Genomic DNA, 18,347 nt, shown 5'->3' with positions numbered 1-18,347 from the left:
GAACCCTATGAGTCAACAGGAACGGGCAACCATCCTTCTCATTGATGATCATCCCATGCTGCGCACTGGCGTAAAGCAACTGGTTAGCATGGCGCCGGACATTCAGGTTATCGGCGAAGCCAGTAATGGCGAACAAGGTATCGAACTGGCGGAATCGCTGGATCCGGACCTGATTCTACTGGACCTTAATATGCCAGGGATGAACGGCCTCGAAACGCTCGACAAGCTGCGGGAAAAATCGCTCTCCGGCCGCGTGGTGGTATTCAGCGTCTCCAATCATGAAGAGGACGTAGTGACCGCCCTGAAACGCGGCGCCGACGGCTACCTGCTGAAAGATATGGAACCAGAAGATCTGCTGAAAGCGCTGCAGCAGGCCGCTGCAGGCGAAATGGTATTAAGCGAAGCGTTAACCCCGGTACTGGCCGCCAGCCTGCGCGCTAATCGTGCAACGTCCGACCGCGACATCAGCCAGTTGACCCCGCGCGAGCGTGATATTCTGAAGCTGATTGCCCAGGGCCTGCCGAACAAAATGATTGCCCGCCGCCTGGATATCACCGAAAGCACCGTTAAAGTGCATGTGAAACACATGCTGAAGAAAATGAAGCTGAAATCACGGGTTGAAGCCGCCGTCTGGGTTCACCAGGAACGGATCTTCTAAGGCGATTCCGTCCAGGAAACGTCGGGAGCCGTAAACGTCACCAGCGGCTCGGTCAGCGCCAGTGCGATCTCATTGGAAGAGACGCGCTGACCCGATTTATCTTCAACCACCACCGACAGACGCCAGCGATTCACCGCGCCCGGCTCGCTGTTCCACACCGGCATAATGATGCTCCAGCCATCCGCACTGTTGGCATTAACCGGCGGCGTCAGGCTTAGCGCCTGAGTGTCCCCCTGCCAATGCAGCGATTTAATGCCGTGCAGGCTATTAATTTGCAACTTCAGCTGTACCGTTTCGCCGGAGTGCAGATCCCACGGCGGAGTCGCCAGATAGACCGTCAGATTCTTACGCTGTCGATACTCCACTACCGGCAGATTATCGCGTTCCGGGCTATCGTAGCGGCTGCCGCGTAGCGAGTTGCTGATAGCCACTTCATCCGCCGCCAGTTGCTGTTTCAGCGGAACCCCAAAACGATAATTCAGCTTCAGGCCGACATTATTCTGGCTGACGCCATTTTCACCCTGTTTGTGTTTAGCGGTGACCGTCACCAACGGTACCGGGGTGTAATTCAGTCCCACCGAAACCGCCACCGGATTATGGTATCCGGTACCGGAATGAAACAGATCGACACTATCGCCGAAGTACTGTTCGACGCTGACGCTGGTATTGATGTGCTGATAAAACGGCAATCGCGCCTGGGCAGTTACGTCATAGCCAACGGCCATCCGCTGCTCCTGGGTCTGATTTTCGCGTAACTGCCAGTCGCCGAGTGGGTGGTAATAGTTGGCCGATAAGCGCAAATACTCGCCCCAGGCTTCCGCGCCGATGCTGCCGCGCGCCAGGCTCTCGCTGAGCACTTTGTCGTAAAACGAGTTATAACCCAGCAGCCAGCTACCGACACGCCAGCGCTGGCCGAGCCCAACATTGCCAACCAGATCGTTCTCGCGCCGGGTAACCGAATATTGATTCCAGGTGAGGTAACGCTCATTGTCCTGCAGCGGCACAAACCAGCTACCCTTGCTGCCGGTGAAGTTACCCTCTTTATCCACCAACAGGTCGATATTGGCATTACCCCACGGCGACAGCCAGTTTTCCAGTTGATGGCTGAACTCATTGCCGATTTTGCTGATGGCGAACATCCGCGCCTGCTCGCCGGTGGTGAGTCCGTTATCGCTCATGCTGGCTTCGCCGAATTTCTTGGCCATCTCGGCGAAATGTTTGGCATCGTCGTCGACCTGCGGCGCTATGCCTAAATCGGGCAGCGTCGTTTGCGGCGGCATACTGTTATCGTTAGCAATCAGCGCCCAGGCGGGAGCGCCTGTCAGCAGCAGGAGAAGCGTCAGTGATGGGGTTAAGCGGTACGGCAAAGGCATCAAACGGATTAACGTAAGCTCACGGGGAATAACAACATCACGTTAGTTTATCGTTTTTTGCCCTTCCCCGCAGCCCTGTGGGCCATTCCAGGAATAAACTGAAACCGGTTGACGTTTGCTTTCCCCGATCATCAAACCGGCGTTCGGGTTTGATTTGCCGCCAGCAGCGCTTTGAGTTCCGGAATACAGGAACCACAGTTGGTGCCGCACTTGAGCTTCGCGCCAAGCGCCTCTACGCTGACGCAGCCGCCGGCAATAGCCTCGCCGATCTGCCGCTCGCCGATACTAAAGCAACTACAGATAGTCCGCCCACGCGGCGCGCTGTCGCCGCCCTTAAGGCCGCTGAGCAACGCATGGCGTAGCCCGGCGGTCTGCGGCGGCGTCCGAAACGCCGTATACAGCCATTCAGCATCGATTTGCGGCGGCTTAATATCGCTCCAGCAGCCGAGCATCAATTGCCCGTCGTACCAGGCCAGTAGGTTCCACAGCCCGCCGCCCTCGGCAATTTGCAACTGCCATCCCTGCTTGCGACACCACTCGGTCAGCCAGCTTTGCGGGCCGATATCCGCGGCCAGCGACAAATGGCTAAGCCCTACCACCGCCCGTCGCCGCCAGTGCAGCGAGGATGGCAACGGTAAGGGCTCGCGAGATAATAGCTCCCCTTGCCACGCCGGCCGCCACGGCGCTATCGCCACCGCCGACTGCTTGCTCTCCGGCTGCCCGGAATGCGGATCGGTGACCGCCGCCAGTAAATTATTGACCCGTCCCTGGCGGGCAAACTGATTATTCCAGTGCATCGGCACAAAGAGCGAACCGGCGCGCTGCCCTTCGCTGACTATCACCTTCGCAATCATCACGCCGTGGCGCGACCAGACGCGAGCCAGTTCTCCCTCTCGTAATTGAAAACGACGCGCATCGGCAGGCGCCACCTCGACGACCGGTTCGGCAATGTGCTGCATCAACCGCGGTATGTCACCGGTGCGGGTCATGGTATGCCACTGATCGCGAATACGTCCGCTATTGAGGATTAATGGATAAAATGCCTCGGTCTGCGCCCGGGTCGGCTGCGGCGACACCGGCACCATCCGCAACCTGCCGTCGCCGTGCCAGCCCTCCGTTAACCGCCAGGGCGCGGCGCTGCGGCTCACCGGCCAGCGCACCGGCGTCAGGGCATCCCACGACTCCCGGCTGAGGTCCGCCAGCCCGCCAATATCAAACGCCCGCTGACCGACATTTTCAAATCCTGAGAGCGCCGCGTGTTCACAAAACACCTCATGCGGATGTTGCCATGAAAAAGCCCGGGCATAACCTAATTCGGCGGCGAGACGGGAAATGATCCACCAGTCGGCTTTCGCCTCCCCCGGCGGCGGCAAAAAAGCCCGCTGACGCGAAATTCGCCGCTCCGAGTTGGTCACGGTACCGTTTTTTTCGCCCCATGCCAGCGCCGGAAAGCGGATATGGGCAAAGCGCCCCGTATCAGTATTGGCGGCGACATCGGAGACCATCACCAGGGGACACCTGGACAGCGCCTGACTCACCGCGTGGCTATCGGGCAGTGAGACCACCGGATTGGTCCCCATAATCCACACCGCTTTGACCTCGCCGCGTCCAATCGCGGCGAAGAGTTCGACGGCGGTTAGCCCCGGCGTCTGCGCCAGTCGCTCGCTGCCCCAAAAGCGCGCTAATCGCTGCAGGTCCTGCGGCTCAAAATTCATATGCGCTGCCAGCATCGTCGCCAGTCCGCCCACTTCACGCCCGCCCATGGCGTTGGGTTGACCGGTCAGCGAAAACGGCCCGCAGCCGCGGCGGGCAAATTTCCCGCTGGCAAGATGGACATTGATAATCGCGTTGCACTTATCGCTGCCGCTGGCAGACTGATTAATTCCCATGGTGTACAGCGTGATGGCGCGCGGCGCAGCGATAAAATCACGATAAAAGCGAGCCACTTGCTCCGGCGCCAGGCCGCAGAAGGCGGCCGCTTTTTCCACGCTCCATTGCGCGGCGATGGTCAGCGCCTGCCGCTGGTCGCGAAAACCCGCCGCCATTTCACCGCTGGCGGCAATGGCATTAAGCAGGCCGACAAATAGCCCGCCATCGCTACCGGGCGCCAACGCCAGATGATCGTCGGCAATATCGCAGGTCGCGGTGCGTCGCGGATCCACCACCACGATCCGCAACCGCGGATTATCGCGTTTCGCCTGCGCCAACCGCTGATAGAGAACCGGATGCGCCCAGGCGGCGTTGGAGCCCACCAGCACCACCAGATCGCTCTGCTCGACATCTTCATAGCTGCACGGCACGACGTCCGCGCCGAGCGCCCGCTTATAGCCAGTGACCGCCGATGACATACATAACCGCGAATTCGTATCGATATTGGCGGCGCCGATAAAGCCCTTCATCAGCTTGTTGGCGGCGTAATAATCCTCAGTTAACAGCTGACCGGAGGCGTAAAACGCCACCGCCTGCGGGCCGTAGCGCTCAATAATGTCGCGCAGACGTGAACCCGCCTCCGCCAGCGCCTGCGGCCAGCCGACCGCCCGGCCATCGACTTCAGGGTGTAATAACCGCCCGCTAAGCGAGGTCGTTTCCCCAAGCGCTGCCCCTTTTACGCACAAGCGGCCAAAGTTAGCGGGATGGTTTTCATCGCCGCGAACCGTGACGGTTCCACTGGGTTCAACGCGGGCGATAACTCCGCAGCCGACGCCGCAGTATGGACAGGTGGTTCGGGTTTCGCTCATCAGCTCGCCTCCGCGCGCAGCAGCAATGCCTGGTTGCCGACCCACACTTTGCCCTGTTCGATCTTCACCGGCCACGCGCGCACCGACGGCTCGCCGCTGTCGTACAAGCGACCATCTCGCAAGCGAATCCGCTGTTTATACAGCGGCGAAATAACGATCGGCTCGCCGCCCGCGTCGCCTAAAATGCCGCGCGATAACACGTTGGCCTCGCTGCCGGGTTCCTGGTTATCCAGTGCATAAACTTGCTCGCCGAAGCGGAACAGCGCAATCTGCCGCTCGCCGAGGCGCGCGCCGATCCCCGCCTGCGGCGGAATCGCATCCAGATCGCAGATCGCCTGCCACGGCCGCGACGGCAGGGCCGGTTGCCCAAGCCCTTGCGGCGCCACCAGCTGCGGCTGACCGCGCAGGATTTGCCGCTGCACCGCCTCATCGGCCTCATCGCTGTTAACGTAGGAACGGAATAGCGCCAGCCGCTGTGGATCGTTCAGGGTGGTCTGCCATTCGCACTGGTAGCTATCCACCACCCGCGCCATCTCCTGCTCCAGCTCATCGCCGATACCGAGACTATCGTGCAAGATCACCTCGCGTAGATACGCCACGCCGCCTTCAAGGTTATCCATCCAGCTACTGGTGCGCTGCAGGCGGTCGGCGGTGCGAATATAAAACATCAACAACCGATCGACGGTACGGATTAGGCTGGCGTCATCAAGGTCACTCGCAAAGAGGTCCGCATGGCGCGGTTTCATCCCGCCGTTGCCGCAGACGTAAAGATTCCAGCCCTTTTCAGTCGCAATAACCCCAATGTCTTTACCTTGCGCTTCGGCACATTCGCGGGTACAGCCCGAGACCGCCATTTTGATTTTATGCGGCGCGCGCAGCCCCTTGTAACGATGTTCAAGCCTTACCGCCAGCCCCGTTGAATCCTGAACCCCATAGCGGCACCAGGTCGAGCCGACGCAGGATTTTACCGTGCGTAATGATTTGCCGTAGGCGTGTCCGGTTTCAAATCCCGCCGCCGCCAGCTCGCGCCAGATGTCCGGCAGTTGCTCCAGCCGCGCGCCAAACAGGTCGATACGCTGTCCTCCGGTCACTTTACTGTACAGCTGGTAACGTTTGGCGATCTGGCCGATAGCGATAAGCCCGTCCGGCGTAACTTCGCCTGCGGCCATCCGCGGCACCACCGAGTAAGTACCGTCTTTCTGAATATTGGCGAAGTAGCGATCGTTGGTGTCCTGCAGCGGCAGATGCGCCGGTTTCAGCAGATACTCATTCCAGCAGGAGGCCAGTACCGACGCCACCAGCGGTTTACACACTTCACAGCCGTGGCCCTGCCCGTAACGGCTAATGAGCTGATCGAAGGTATGGATGTGGTTGACTCGTACCAGATGATAGATCTCCTGCCGCGACCACGGAAAATGCTCGCAGATATCTTTTTTAACCTCGACGCCCTGCCCGGCAAGCTGGTGTTCCATCACCTGTTTGACCAGCGCACTACAGCCGCCGCAGCCGGTCGCCGCTTTAGTGCAGCTTTTGATTGCCGCCATATCACCCGCTCCGGCGCTGACCGCCTGACAAATGTCCCCCTTACTGACGTTATGGCAAGAGCAAATCTGCGCGCTATCCGGCAGTGCCGCCACGCCCAGCGCTTTCGTCGTGGCCCCATCCATGGCAGGGAGGATCAGACTTTCCGGACGAGACGGTAGCGCCATGCCGTTCAGCATCATCTGCAACAGCGTCGCGTAGTCACCGGCATCGCCCACCAATACGCCGCCCAGCAGCGTTTTGCCATCAGCGCTGACAACGATCTTTTTGTAGATCTGCCGCGGACCATCGGTCCATTGATAGCTCTGGCAACCAGCTGTACGTCCGTGAGCATCGCCAAACGACGCTACATCCACGCCGAGCAGTTTGAGTTTGGTGCTCATATCGGCACCGCTAAAGCGGGCGGTTTCGCCGGCCAACTGCGCCGCCGCGGTGCGCGCCATGTGGTAGCCCGGCGCCACCAGGCCATAAATTTTGTTGTCCCACAGCGCGCATTCGCCAATCGCCAATATATCTGCGTCCGAGGTCCGGCAGTGGTCATCGATACCGATACCGCCGCGTTCGCCGATTGCCAGGCCTGCGCCGCGCGCCAGCGCATCCTGCGGGCGGATCCCGGCGGAAAAGACCACCATATCGGTCTGCAGCGTGCCGCCATCGGCGAAGTTAAGCTGCAGCCCGTCGGCGGTGCGCACTATCGCCGTCGTCGCTTTGCTGGTGTGCACGCCAACCTCCAGATCGAGAATTTTCTCCCGCAGCATCGCCGCGCCGCCGTTATCCAGCTGCACCGCCATCAGGTTGGCGGCGAACTCCACCACATGGGTCTTAAGCCCCAACTGTTTTAACGCGTTGGCGGCTTCCAGCCCCAACAGCCCGCCTCCAATGACCACCCCGCTCTGCGCAGTGGCGGCGCGGGCGGCAATGCGGTCAAGATCGTCAAGCGTACGATAGACGAAGCAGCCTTCTTCATCGTTACCGGGGATTGGCGGCACGAAGGGATAGGAGCCGGTCGCCAGCACCAGCTTATCCCAATGGGTTTCATGGCCGTGGGCATCGCGCACGATTCGCGCCGGACGATCGATTTCCGCGATCGTCTCTCCTAGCCGCAGCTCAATGCCGTACTGGCTAAAAAAGTTTCCCTCTACCAGCGATAGCGACTCTGCGCTGCGCCCGGCGAAATATTCCGAGAGATGAACCCGGTCATAGGCGGCATAGCGCTCTTCGCCAAAAACCACGATACGGTACTGCTGGTGCAGGTTCCGGCTCACGCATTGCTCAAGAAAATGGTGGCCGACCATGCCGTGTCCGACCAGCACTAATACAGGTTTAGTCATCGTCATTTTTCCTGCAGCCCGCGGCTGCGTTATAGAAGGGTCAAAAAGCCACTCCGCTGAAGGGGACCTATCGCTGCCGAGCAGCGCGGTAAGCGGCGCCGCCTGCTGGCAGTCGCCCAGCAGCAGCACGCCGTGCAACCGGCCATCGCGGATCAGCAGGCGACGGTAGTGGCGATCGATGGGGTCCCAACTGCTGTAGATCTGGTCCTGCTCGCCGGCCCGCTGTTCGCCGGCGCTAAAAAACTCGATACCGGTGACCTTCAGCCGGGTGCCGCCGTCCTGCCAGCTGAATTCTTCGCCGGGAGCCCCGCACAGGCGTTCAACTAACACATCGGCCTGGCGCAAGCAGGGAGCCACCAGCCCCCAGGTTTGGCCGTCAATCTCACAACACTCGCCGATAGCGCTGATCCCCGGCAGCGAGGTCGCCATCCGGCGGTCGACGATAATCCCCCGCTGGCAGGCTACGCCGCTGCGCGTCGCCAGACGGATATCCGGCCGTACGCCGGTGGCTAACACCACCCGGTTGGCGGCAAAAGCGCGCCCGTCCTCCAGCCGCACATGCTGCTCGTCAATAGCGGCAATTCGGCTCTCCAGCTCGCAGTGGATGCCGCGTGCCTCAAGCTGTTGTTTTAACTGTTCCGCGGCAAAAGCATCGGTAAGCGGCTCCATCAAACCGCTACCGCGATGGAGTAGCGTCACTTCCCCACCGTGACGGCGCAGCGCCGCCGCGACCTCCACGCCCAATACGCCACCGCCGATTACCACCGCCGGGCCGGGGATTGCCAGGATGTCTTTAACATCCGCCAGGGTGCGAAAGGCGAATACCTGCGGGCGCTCAATACCCGGCAGCGACGGGATAAACGGCTGCGACCCGGTGGCGAACACCAGTTCATCCCATTCCAGCCAGTCGCCGCCGACGCGCAGCCTCCGCCCCACGACATCCACTTCGCTGACCGCCTCGCCAAGCCGCACGCGGACACCATGCTGGGCGTACCACTCCGTCGGCAGCAGTTGGATTTGCGCCGCCGTTTTTTCCCCGCCGAGTACCGGCGAGAGCTGAATGCGGTTGTAGGCCGGCTGCGGTTCATCGCCGATAAGCGTGATGATGAAACGCCCCTGCGCGCGCGCCGCCAGCTTCTCTGCCAGCCGGGTTGCCGCCATACCGTTGCCGATAATTACCAGTCGCCGCATCATTCCGCCTTAGGCCGCTTTCGGCTGCTTTTCGTAGAGGAAATGGAGGATCTGCTGACGCAGGTGGTGGTAGTGGTTATCTTCCGCCAGCTGGACCCGGTTACGCGGACGCGGCAGATTAACGTCAAGGATCTCGCCGATCGTCGCGGCCGGTCCATTGGTCATCATTAACACCCGGTCGGAAAGCAGCACCGCTTCATCGACGTCGTGGGTGATCACGACAATGGTGGTGTTCAGTTCCTGCTGGATGTGCATTACTGCGTCCTGCAGATGGGCTCTGGTGAGCGCGTCCAGCGCGCCAAAAGGCTCATCAAGCAGTAACACTTTTGGCTTCATCGCCAGCGCGCGCGCGATGCCAACCCGCTGTTTCATACCGCCGGAGATCTCCCCCGGCCGTTTGTGCAGCACGTGCCCCATCTGTACTCGCTGTAAATTGTGTTCGATCCACTCCCGGCGCTCTGCCTTGCTCATGGTACGGCGAAACACCTGATCCACCGCCAGCGCCACGTTGTCAAAACAGCTCAGCCATGGCAGCAGCGAATGGTTCTGGAACACCACCGCCCGCTCCGGTCCCGGGCCGGAAATTTCACGGTTATCGCATAGCAGCCCGCCCTCAGTGGGCTGGGTAATCCCGGCAATCAGATTCAATAGCGTGGATTTGCCGCATCCGGAGTGGCCAATCAGGCTAATGGTTTCCCCTTCGTGAATATCAAAAGAGACGTTCTGCAGCGCCAGGAACTCGCCGCTGGCGGTGTTAAAGCGTTGACTGACGGCCTGTACCTGAATTAATGGTTTCATAGCGACTCCTTATTTTTCCTGCCAGCTGAAGCGGCGGGCGAGCAATATGAGCCCCTGTTCGAGCAGCAGGCCGACGACGCCGATAATGACGATGGCGATGATGATGTTTTCCACATTGAGGTTGTTCCATTCATTCCAGATCCAGAATCCAATACCCAACCCGCCGGTCAGCATCTCGGCGGCGACGATCACCAGCCAGGCAATGCCTATCGACAGCCGCACGCCGGTTAATACCGCGGGCAGCACTGCCGGAAAGAGGATTTTGCGCATCACCGTCCATTCCGACAGCTGCAGCACGCGAGCCACATTGAGATAGTCCTGCGGGATACGCCTGACGCCTTCCGCGGTGTTAATGACCATCGGCCAGATAGAGCAGATAAAAATGGTCCAGCTGGAAGCCGGTTCCGCCTTCTGGAACAGCAGCAGGCCAATCGGTAACCACGCCAGCGGACTCACCGGGCGCAGCAGCGCGATGAGCGGGTTAAACATTCGCGCAAAGAACAGCGAGCGGCCGATAAGAAAGCCCAGCGGAATACCGGCCAGCGCCGCTAAACCAAAGCCCACCGCGACCCGCTGTAGCGAAGCCAGCACGTTCCAGCCGATGCCCATATCGTTCGGTCCGTCGCGGTAGAAGGGGTCGGAAAACAGCGTCAGCGCCGAATCCAGAGTGCTCAACGGCGTCGGGAAGCCTTTCGCGCCAATCGCCGCCAGCTGCCAGCCGAGCAGCAGCAGAGCCAGGCCCAGCAGCGGCGGCAGTAGACGCTGCAGCGCGGCGTTCAGCCAGCGCCTGACGGACGGCGTAGCTTTGCGTACCTGCAGCGGCGGCAGGACAATGATTTCGCCCAGCGCGGTTGAGGTCTGCGCGCGCGGCTGCGTGTTAATGGCTGGTTTCATCTCATGCCCCCTTATGTTGAATGGCGAAACTGGCGGCGTACCCTTCCGGGTCGACGCCGTTCCACACTTTGCCGTCCAGCAGCGTGCTGCTGCGTAACGTTTGCGTTGGCGCAGTGATGCCGCCCACGGCCTGGGCCGCCTCTTTCCACAGGTCGATGCGGTTGATACGCTGCGCTACCGCCTGATAATCCGGCGCGCTTTTCAGCAGGCCCCAGCGGCGGAATTGGGTTAAGAACCACATGCCGTCGGAGAGCCACGGATAACTGGCTTCCCCCTGCTGGAAGAAGCGCATGGGATGAGCGTCGCGCCAGCGTTTGCCGATGCCATTGTCGTATTCGCCAAGCATGCGCCCGCTAAGGTACTGTTCTTTGGTGTTGAGCCACGCCCGTCTGGCGAGGATCCGCGCGGTTTCGCGGGTGTTGTCGGCAGACGCTTCAATCCAGCGCTGGGCCTCCAGCAGCGCCGCCACCAGCGCCCTTGCGGTATTTGGATAGCGCGCCACCCAATCGCTGCGCGCGCCGAGGATTTTTTCCGGATGATCCGCCCAGATTTGCTGGCTGGTTGCCGCCGTAAAACCAATGCGATCGTTGATCGCTCGCGCGTTCCAGGGTTCGCCAACGCAGAAGCCAACCATATTGCCGATGCGCATGTTCATCACCATTTGCGGCGGCGGCACGACCACCATGCGCACATCGGCGAAGGGGTCGATACCGGCGTTCGCCAGCCAGTAATAGAGCCACATCGCATGGGTGCCGGTAGGAAAGGTGTGGGCGAAGGTGTAGCTGCCCGGCGCTTTTTGGTCGATCAGCCGCTTGAGCCCATGACTATCGCTCACGCCTTGCGCCTGTAGGTCACTAGAGAGGGTGATCGCCTGACCGTTGCGGTTCAGGGTCATCAGGTTGGCCATCTGCTGCGGTTTGCCGGCAATACCAAGCTCAAGGCCATACAGCATGCCGTAGAGGATATGCGCCGCATCGAGTTCGCCGGCGACCAGCTTATCGCGCACTGCCGCCCAACTAGCTTCCTTACTTGGCTGCAGGCTGATGCCATACTTTTTATCGAATCCTTTCAATGCCGCAATCGCCAGCGGCGCGCAGTCGGTTAGCGGGATGAATCCGACCCGCACGGTGGCCAACTCCGGCTTATCGGAACCCGCCGCCCACGCCGCCTGCATCACGCCGGGCAGCAGCATAGCGCCGCTCAGCGCCGCCCCGGCCTGCAAAAAGCGCCGTCGTGAAATGAAAACTTTATCGCCCATAGCCGCTCCAGAACGCGCAAAAAAAAAGCGCCCGGCAGTGCTTTCGCACCGCAGGACGCCTTTATCCAGAGACCTTCAGACCGCCGTTGGTCCGTTGTCTCAAATTGTTGATTCACTCAAGTTCAGTAATGCAAAGCGGATGCCAATTTGTGTTATTGCCCGCCAGACGTTGTTTTACCGCTCTCCGCGTCAACTATTGCACCATCGTCAGGCAATGCCTGCCCGCTGATTGTGCATTCAATTTGACGATGAGTCCGGCAGCAGAGCTTTCACCGTCAGCAGCGCGCGGGCGATTTCTACCATCCGCTGGTTCTTATCCATCGCCATTTTACGCAACGCCTGCCAGGCCTGTTCTTCCTGCATTCCCTGATGGCTCATCAGCAGCGCTTTCGCTTTATCTATAATCTTGCGCTCCTCAAATGCGGCTTGCAGCGAGGCCAGTTGGCCGGAGAGTTGCTCAAGTTCCCACGCCTGCTGGCGGACCAGCGGCAGCAGCTGCTTATCCAGGCGCAAAGTCAGGCTATCGCCGCACTCTTCTTCAGGCCATTGCAGCGGCGGCATATCGTCTTCTCCACGTTCGAGCAGTTGCCGGGTCGCGCTGAGCAGGTCGGCAATCAACGCCTCCTCCAGACTGCGCATCTGCTCAAGCCGTTCAGTTTGCAGGCTAAACCAGCGCTGCGCCGCGGCCCCTTCGTCCGCCGAGGGCTGGCGGGTACAGGCGATGCGCCGCAGTTGTTCAATCTCGCGCCCGGCTTCGCAACCCTGCAGCAGCTCAAGCGCCCGCGGCAGACCGGAGAGCGCCTGAAAGCTGTCAAAACAGGGCTGCTGACCGTCAATGCGGTCAACCAACTGCTGACGGAGCTCGCCGTTAAATTGGCCGCGCGCGAAGCCCAACGCTCCCAGCGCGCGCTCCTGGCCCGCCAGCTCTTTACCCTGCATAAAGCTGTACAGGGCGACCATGCGCCCGGCGATCTGCGGATCGTCAATGCTGTCATTCAACTGCGGCACAATATTCAATAAATGGCGAATAATACGGCTAAAGCGCTGAGTGGCCTCCTGAGCGTCCACCGCGCGGTCTTGCACCGCCGCTCGCAGCGCCGGAAGCTGCGCCAGATACCACACCGCGCTGGCTATACGCCAACACAGCGCGCTGCTGGCGGATTCCCGCGCCGGTTGCAGCGCGGCATAAAAAGCGCTTAAGCGCGCGTCCACCAGCGCCCCGCCAGCCCGACGCTCGGCGTCATACAAGCGGCCCTCGGAAGAGAGCCACATATTGGAGGCGCCGCGCTCGCACTGCAGCATATGGACCAACCCACTTATTTCGCTCGCCAGCGTCCCTTGCTGCGTTAGCTGGCGGAGCTGCTGTTTTTGTAGCTGGCGCGCATAATGAAACCAGCCGATTGCTTCAGGCGTCATGCCGGTCGTATTATTCATACCCCCTCCCGAATTACGTCTTTAGATAAAGCTAAGCAATAACCATGCCTGATAAAAGGAGTCTTTATGCAACGTATTGTGATTGTCGCCAACGGAGCCGCTTACGGCAGTGAATCCTTGTTTAATAGCCTGCGCCTGGCTATCGCCCTGCGTGAGCAGGAGTCAGACCTCGATCTGAAGCTGTTTTTAATGTCCGATGCGGTGACCGCCGGGCTTCGCGGACAGAAACCGGCGGAAGGCTATAACATCCAGCAGATGCTGGAGATCCTCACCGCGCAGAATGTGCCGGTAAAACTCTGCAAGACCTGTACGGACGGACGCGGGATCACCCATTTGCCATTAGTAGATGGCGTGGAAGTGGGAACGCTGGTCGAGCTGGCGCAGTGGACGCTGGCGGCGGATAAAGTGCTGACCTTCTGAATTAACCGCCATTAACAGCATTAAATGTCAGGCTGGTGGGCATTGCTGATGCAAAAGTACGCCAGCTGAACGCTTTCAGGAAGATTGTCATTTTTGTTTAATCGTTATCCATTTTGTTGATCGAAATCATCATCCACACGCTCCCCCTTTGGTGTTATGCAACGAGCAAAGTGTGAACAATATCACGCGCGGGTTGATGAATTCAGAGACAGAAACGGGGTATGAAAATGGCAATGGTAAAAGCAAGTTTAACGTTATTCGGCGGTGATACGCTGGTGGTGCGCTGTTCAGAGCGCTGTCATATTCACTTAATGAGCGCCAAGGCCGCCGGCGACAGCCACGCCGATATTTTTAGCGTGCAGGACAGGGACAGCGCTTATCTCACCGTGCCCTACAGCGGCACCTGGAACGTGCTGATCGACAGCCATAGTCAGTCCCTCGAGCACTCCATTAGCTACGTTCCCGCCTGAATCTCCACGCCCGGTAGACCGGGCGTTTTATGCGAGCCCAGGTTGGCTCGCCTCGCCGACCAGATGTCGCACCTGGATAATCAGATCGTCAAGACTGGCGTCGCGCATGCCAAGCTTGCGTAATTCCTGATCCAACGAAAAGAGATACTGGGCATTGGTGCCGAGCGGCCCGCTGGCGCGGGCTATCAGCGGCGCAATGGTCTGCGCGCTGGTATCGGATTCATACAGCGGGTGGCGCGGATCCATAATAAACACCAGCGCATTCACCGTGCGGCCGTCATCAAGCTCCAGACGGCACCAGGTTGGCAAATAGCAGCCGGTGATCATTTCTCGCTTCCACAGTAACGTCAGCTCTTGCTCCAGCGTCTCATCCGGCAGACGATAGGCCACGCCGGTGGTACGGCCGCCTTCCTTCAACGCCAGCATCCTGCCCGGCTGATGCGCGCTGCCACGACCGGCGGTCAGGCGCAGGCAAAACGCGCGATGCCAACCCGGCAGCGTACCGGTGCAGGATTCGCTGTATTCCAGCGCCGGGTTCCACATCAACGAACCGTAGCCGAAAATCCACACCGAACCGTTATCCGGACGACAGGCCAGAGTCGCCGCCAACGAGGCCGCCCGCTGCTCCGCCGACCACAGCAGCGATTCCTCAATCGCGCCAAACGCCGTTTTACAATCCGCATTCATTAAGAAATCACGAGTTAACACTTTCTACTACCTCCGCCACTGCCTGCTTCCCGGCGATAATCTGTGCCATCCGTGAATATTGCTGAATTATTATCCAGCTTTATTACTCAATAAGCAATTAACGGAGCGTTGACAAGGGGGCTGACAAAAAATTAGATCGCAAAAGTGATTACTTTTTCTTATGCCATTTGTCGTCATCGCCTTTTTGATAATCATTTTTCACCGCCGCCCAGGCGACTTTATGCGCCGTCTCCTCACGGCTGGCATCATCGCGACGGTCGGCTTTATCTTTATATTGATCCCACGCGCTATTGAAAGCTTCTTTATAAATTTCCTGCGCGTGTTCCGGCAAGACGTGCTGAACGCTATCGGGAAGTTCTTGTTTACTACGGTAAGGCATAATGACCTCCAGAATCAGGGTAAAAGCTAAGTCTGGAACACAATTCCCGGGTTGGCAAATGACATGAATATTGAGAAATGATTTTTAGTAATCATCTGAAAAATATGTATAAAACATACGTAATAGCCTTTTTTAGCAGACCAACGCATTTCTTATGCAAGAGTGGTAAATTTAAGTAAAAATACAAATTAAACCAATCAATGTCTGTTATTTTATCAACTTACGTTATCTATAATTATAACACCTGCATAAATGGAGATGGTTCATGACACATGCACATGAGGCGGTTAAGACCCGCCACAAGGAGACCTCCCTCGTTTTTCCGGTTTTAGCACTGGTGGTGCTGTTTCTCTGGGGAAGCAGTCAATCACTACCAGTGGTCGTTGCGATTAATATTCTGGCGCTGGTCGGGATTCTGAGTAGCGCATTTAGCGTGGTTCGCCATGCCGACGTTCTTGCTCACCGCCTCGGCGAGCCCTATGGTTCATTAATTTTGAGCCTGTCAGTGGTCATTCTTGAAGTGAGCCTCATTTCCGCATTAATGGCGACCGGCGACGCCGCGCCAACGCTAATGCGCGATACGTTATATTCAATCATTATGATCGTCACCGGCGGTCTGGTCGGCTTCTCTTTACTGCTGGGCGGACGTAAATTCGCCACGCAGTATATGAATTTGTTTGGTATCAAGCAGTATCTGATCGCCCTCTTCCCGCTGGCGATTATCGTACTGGTATTCCCGATGGCGTTACCGGGCGCCAATTTCAGCACCGGCCAGGCGCTACTGGTGGCGCTGATTTCCGCCGCCATGTATGGCGTATTCCTGCTCATTCAGACCAAAACACACCAGAGCCTGTTTGTGTACGAGCATGAAGATGACAGCGACGATGACGACCCGCATCACGGTAAGCCCTCGGCGCATAGCAGCGGCTGGCACACGGCCTGGTTACTGGTACACCTGGTTGCGGTTATCGCCGTTACCAAAATGAACGCTAATCCGCTGGAAACGCTGTTGACCAGCATGAACGCGCCGGTGGCCTTTACCGGTTTCCTGGTGGCGCTATTGATTCTCTCGCCGGAAGGACTCGGCGCCTTGAAAGCGGTGCTGAACAACCAGGTACAGCGCGCGATGAATTTGTTCTTCGGTTCGGTGCTGGCGACGATTTCCCTGACGGTGCCTGTCGTCACGCTTATCGCCTTCCTTACCGGCAATGAACTCCGCTTCGGTTTGGGAGCGCCGGAAATGGTGGTGATGGTGGCGTCGCTGGTGCTGTGCCACATTTCGTTCTCAACCGGGCGCACCAATGTCCTTAACGGCGCGGCGCATCTGGCGCTGTTCGCCGCCTACCTGATGACGATATTTGCCTGACCGGGTAATCAGTAATAAAGCCCAAAAAAAAGCCTGTCGGTGGCGAAACCGGCAGGCTTTTTTACAGCTCAGCGAAACTTAGTTGCTGGTATCCAGCTCGTCGAAGCTTTTCACCAGATCGTCGATCGCTTTCATTTGCTTCAGGAACGGTTCCAGTTTAGCCAGCGGCAGCGCGGACGGGCCGTCACATTTCGCGTGATCCGGATCCGGATGCGCTTCAATGAACAGACCGGCGATACCCACCGCCATCCCGGCGCGAGCCAGTTCCGTCACCTGAGCGCGGCGACCGCCTGAAGCAGCGCCAAACGGGTCGCGGCACTGCAGGGCGTGGGTCACGTCAAAGATGACCGGCGAGTTGTTGGACGCTTTCTTCATTACGCCGAAGCCGAGCATATCAACGACCAGGTTGTCGTAGCCGAAATTAGCGCCGCGATCGCACAGGATCACTTTGTCGTTCCCGCCTTCAATAAATTTATCAACGATGTTGCCCATCTGGCCCGGGCTGACGAATTGCGGTTTCTTGACGTTGATGACAGCGCCGGTTTTAGCCATCGCTTCCACCAGGTCAGTCTGACGCGCGAGGAACGCTGGCAGCTGAATCACGTCAACCACATCGGCCACCGGCTGCGCCTGGCTGGCTTCGTGGACGTCGGTGATGATTTTCACGCCGAAGGTCTGCTTCAGCTCCTGGAAAATCTTCATCCCTTCTTCCAGACCCGGCCCACGATAGGAGTGAATGGAAGAACGGTTGGCTTTATCAAAAGAGGCTTTGAACACATACGGAATGCCCAGCTTTTGCGTGACGGTCACATAGTGTTCGCAGATACGCATCGCAAGATCGCGGGACTCCAGCACGTTCATTCCGCCAAACAGCACGAACGGCAGGTCGTTTGCTACGTTGATATCACCAATGCTAACCACTTTTTGTTTCATAAGATCGCCTTATCAGGGTGTAACCGGAATGGTTCCAGACTAATGCAATGTAATTTGTTTATGTGAAATCGTGTTGATCTGCGCACGGATCATCTCGCTAATCGGATCCTCCGGACACTGCTCAACGAAATAATTGAGATCCAACAGCGCCACGTGATCGCACTCCAGTTGGGCATAGATAAGCCCGCGGTCGCGAATTTCATACGGGTCTTCGGGATTGAACTGCAGCAGCGCTTCGCTGGCGCGTAGGGCCAGCTCCATCTGCCGCTCTTCCATCAACGCCGATTTCAGCGTATCGAGCAGTTTGCGGATCACTTCGGCGTTATCGGCCTCATCGAGATCTTCATTGAACAGTTCTGCCACCGGGCTGATATTCCCCTTCAGCCACACCTCAAGCGTGTGTTCATCAAGCGTCTCGCCGTTGAATGGGTTAATCAACCACATCTCTTCGCTGGCTTCCGGGTCGGCGCGCAGCAGCATCTGCGTGGGGAAAATAACCGGTACCACCGGTAAATCCAGACGCTGGGCAATCCATAACAGAATCGCCCCCAGCGACACGGCGCTCCCCTGGCGATTCACCAGCACTTTATCCAGCCATAACGCATCGGACAGACGATAAATGCCCTGCGACGCGCCGAAGCCCCACTCGTGATAGAACAATTCCAGCAGCCGGTCGAGCTGACGCTCCTGATCCCAGGAGGTGGCAATCTCTTCCTGCGCCAGTGTTAACAACCGCTGCAGCTCATCCTGCACAAAGTGCGTCGGAAAGTCGTCGCGGATCAATTCAGAAATGAGGACCATGCCTTCGCATAATGGCGCTTTGTTAAATTCGAAATCAGCTAATGACCTCATGC

15 protein-coding genes are annotated in these 18,347 nt (G+C 58.5%); 4 read left to right on the top strand and 11 right to left on the bottom strand.

The features are described from left to right. Nucleotides 1-7 precede the first annotated feature (7 nt). Nucleotides 8-658 (top strand): two-component system response regulator NarL, encoded by a 651-nt coding sequence (gene narL, locus ABLU80_RS24515; RefSeq protein WP_015705094.1) that lies wholly within the window; start codon nucleotides 8-10, stop codon nucleotides 656-658. Here narL and ABLU80_RS24510 read toward each other — a convergent pair. The 7 genes from ABLU80_RS24510 to nasR all read right to left on the bottom strand — a co-directional run bounded on the left by ABLU80_RS24510 (nucleotide 655) and on the right by nasR (nucleotide 13,217). After that, entirely contained in the window at nucleotides 655-2,031 is a 1,377-nt protein-coding gene (locus tag ABLU80_RS24510) for a YchO/YchP family invasin (RefSeq protein WP_032711419.1), read from the bottom strand. The genes narL and ABLU80_RS24510 overlap by 4 nt on opposite strands. A gap of 131 nt (nucleotides 2,032-2,162) precedes the next feature. Continuing rightward, complete coding sequence (locus ABLU80_RS24505; protein ID WP_072382996.1) at nucleotides 2,163-4,769, bottom strand: nitrate reductase; 2,607 nt, start codon at nucleotides 4,767-4,769, stop codon at nucleotides 2,163-2,165. Beyond that, nucleotides 4,769-8,836 carry a nitrite reductase large subunit NirB gene (gene nirB, locus ABLU80_RS24500; RefSeq protein ID WP_348850557.1) on the bottom strand — a complete coding sequence of 1,356 codons (4,068 nt, stop codon included), beginning with the start codon at nucleotides 8,834-8,836 and terminating at the stop codon, nucleotides 4,769-4,771. The genes ABLU80_RS24505 and nirB overlap by 1 nt, the downstream gene beginning before the upstream one ends. 6 nt (nucleotides 8,837-8,842) lie before the next feature. Continuing rightward, nucleotides 8,843-9,631 carry an ABC transporter ATP-binding protein gene (locus tag ABLU80_RS24495; protein WP_348850556.1) on the bottom strand — a complete coding sequence of 263 codons (789 nt, stop codon included), beginning with the start codon at nucleotides 9,629-9,631 and terminating at the stop codon, nucleotides 8,843-8,845. Between the two features lie 9 nt (nucleotides 9,632-9,640). Next, nucleotides 9,641-10,525: a nitrate ABC transporter permease gene (ntrB, locus tag ABLU80_RS24490; protein ID WP_348850555.1), complete on the bottom strand. Its 885-nt coding sequence runs from the start codon at nucleotides 10,523-10,525 to the stop codon at nucleotides 9,641-9,643. Between the two features lies 1 nt (nucleotide 10,526). Beyond that, complete coding sequence (locus ABLU80_RS24485) at nucleotides 10,527-11,783, bottom strand: CmpA/NrtA family ABC transporter substrate-binding protein (RefSeq protein WP_047079577.1); 1,257 nt, start codon at nucleotides 11,781-11,783, stop codon at nucleotides 10,527-10,529. Between the two features lie 237 nt (nucleotides 11,784-12,020). Beyond that, complete coding sequence (gene nasR, locus ABLU80_RS24480; RefSeq protein WP_063446711.1) at nucleotides 12,021-13,217, bottom strand: nitrate regulatory protein NasR; 1,197 nt, start codon at nucleotides 13,215-13,217, stop codon at nucleotides 12,021-12,023. Nucleotides 13,218-13,283: 66 nt separating this feature from the next. Between nasR and ABLU80_RS24475 the strand changes: the two genes are divergently transcribed. Continuing rightward, nucleotides 13,284-13,637 carry a DsrE/DsrF/TusD sulfur relay family protein gene (locus tag ABLU80_RS24475; RefSeq protein ID WP_015367099.1) on the top strand — a complete coding sequence of 118 codons (354 nt, stop codon included), beginning with the start codon at nucleotides 13,284-13,286 and terminating at the stop codon, nucleotides 13,635-13,637. Nucleotides 13,638-13,864: 227 nt separating this feature from the next. After that, nucleotides 13,865-14,107: a DUF1883 domain-containing protein gene (locus ABLU80_RS24470; protein WP_015705086.1), complete on the top strand. Its 243-nt coding sequence runs from the start codon at nucleotides 13,865-13,867 to the stop codon at nucleotides 14,105-14,107. 27 nt (nucleotides 14,108-14,134) lie between these two features. On the opposite strand, the gene ABLU80_RS24465 is transcribed toward ABLU80_RS24470, so the two are convergent. Next, complete coding sequence (locus ABLU80_RS24465) at nucleotides 14,135-14,815, bottom strand: gamma-glutamylcyclotransferase (protein ID WP_015705085.1); 681 nt, start codon at nucleotides 14,813-14,815, stop codon at nucleotides 14,135-14,137. 148 nt (nucleotides 14,816-14,963) lie between these two features. Continuing rightward, entirely contained in the window at nucleotides 14,964-15,194 is a 231-nt protein-coding gene (chaB, locus tag ABLU80_RS24460; protein WP_015367102.1) for a putative cation transport regulator ChaB, read from the bottom strand. Between the two features lie 265 nt (nucleotides 15,195-15,459). Between chaB and chaA the strand changes: the two genes are divergently transcribed. Then, the gene (chaA, locus tag ABLU80_RS24455) at nucleotides 15,460-16,560 is read left to right on the top strand and encodes a sodium-potassium/proton antiporter ChaA (protein ID WP_015367104.1); all 1,101 of its coding nucleotides are present in this window, start codon (nucleotides 15,460-15,462) and stop codon (nucleotides 16,558-16,560) included. A 78-nt stretch (nucleotides 16,561-16,638) separates the two neighbouring features. Here chaA and kdsA read toward each other — a convergent pair whose 3' ends face one another. Then, entirely contained in the window at nucleotides 16,639-17,493 is an 855-nt protein-coding gene (gene kdsA / locus ABLU80_RS24450) for a 3-deoxy-8-phosphooctulonate synthase (RefSeq protein ID WP_015367105.1), read from the bottom strand. Between the two features lie 39 nt (nucleotides 17,494-17,532). Then, nucleotides 17,533-18,345: an invasion regulator SirB1 gene (gene sirB1, locus ABLU80_RS24445; RefSeq protein WP_015367106.1), complete on the bottom strand. Its 813-nt coding sequence runs from the start codon at nucleotides 18,343-18,345 to the stop codon at nucleotides 17,533-17,535. Nucleotides 18,346-18,347 lie beyond the last annotated feature (2 nt).

Origin of the sequence: Klebsiella sp. CN_Kp104 (assembly GCF_040064515.1) — a bacterium.
GTDB classification, from domain to species: Bacteria; Pseudomonadota; Gammaproteobacteria; order Enterobacterales; family Enterobacteriaceae; genus Klebsiella; species Klebsiella aerogenes.
Note: the sequence above shows the minus strand (reverse complement) of the source record. Positions and strands in the feature narration are given on the sequence as shown.

Bases quoted from the DNA above. Each gene is read 5' to 3' on its own strand.
- narL (WP_015705094.1), top strand. From the start codon at position 8: ATGAGTCAACAGGAACGGGCAACCATCCTTCTCATTGATGATCATCCC.
- ABLU80_RS24510 (WP_032711419.1), bottom strand. From the start codon at position 2,031: ATGCCTTTGCCGTACCGCTTAACCCCATCACTGACGCTTCTCCTGCTG.
- ABLU80_RS24505 (WP_072382996.1), bottom strand. From the start codon at position 4,769: ATGAGCGAAACCCGAACCACCTGTCCATACTGCGGCGTCGGCTGCGGA.
- nirB (WP_348850557.1), bottom strand. From the start codon at position 8,836: ATGATGCGGCGACTGGTAATTATCGGCAACGGTATGGCGGCAACCCGG.
- ABLU80_RS24495 (WP_348850556.1), bottom strand. From the start codon at position 9,631: ATGAAACCATTAATTCAGGTACAGGCCGTCAGTCAACGCTTTAACACC.
- ntrB (WP_348850555.1), bottom strand. From the start codon at position 10,525: ATGAAACCAGCCATTAACACGCAGCCGCGCGCGCAGACCTCAACCGCG.
- ABLU80_RS24485 (WP_047079577.1), bottom strand. From the start codon at position 11,783: ATGGGCGATAAAGTTTTCATTTCACGACGGCGCTTTTTGCAGGCCGGG.
- nasR (WP_063446711.1), bottom strand. From the start codon at position 13,217: ATGAATAATACGACCGGCATGACGCCTGAAGCAATCGGCTGGTTTCAT.
- ABLU80_RS24475 (WP_015367099.1), top strand. From the start codon at position 13,284: ATGCAACGTATTGTGATTGTCGCCAACGGAGCCGCTTACGGCAGTGAA.
- ABLU80_RS24470 (WP_015705086.1), top strand. From the start codon at position 13,865: ATGGCAATGGTAAAAGCAAGTTTAACGTTATTCGGCGGTGATACGCTG.
- chaB (WP_015367102.1), bottom strand. From the start codon at position 15,194: ATGCCTTACCGTAGTAAACAAGAACTTCCCGATAGCGTTCAGCACGTC.
- chaA (WP_015367104.1), top strand. From the start codon at position 15,460: ATGACACATGCACATGAGGCGGTTAAGACCCGCCACAAGGAGACCTCC.
- kdsA (WP_015367105.1), bottom strand. From the start codon at position 17,493: ATGAAACAAAAAGTGGTTAGCATTGGTGATATCAACGTAGCAAACGAC.
- sirB1 (WP_015367106.1), bottom strand. From the start codon at position 18,345: ATGAGGTCATTAGCTGATTTCGAATTTAACAAAGCGCCATTATGCGAA.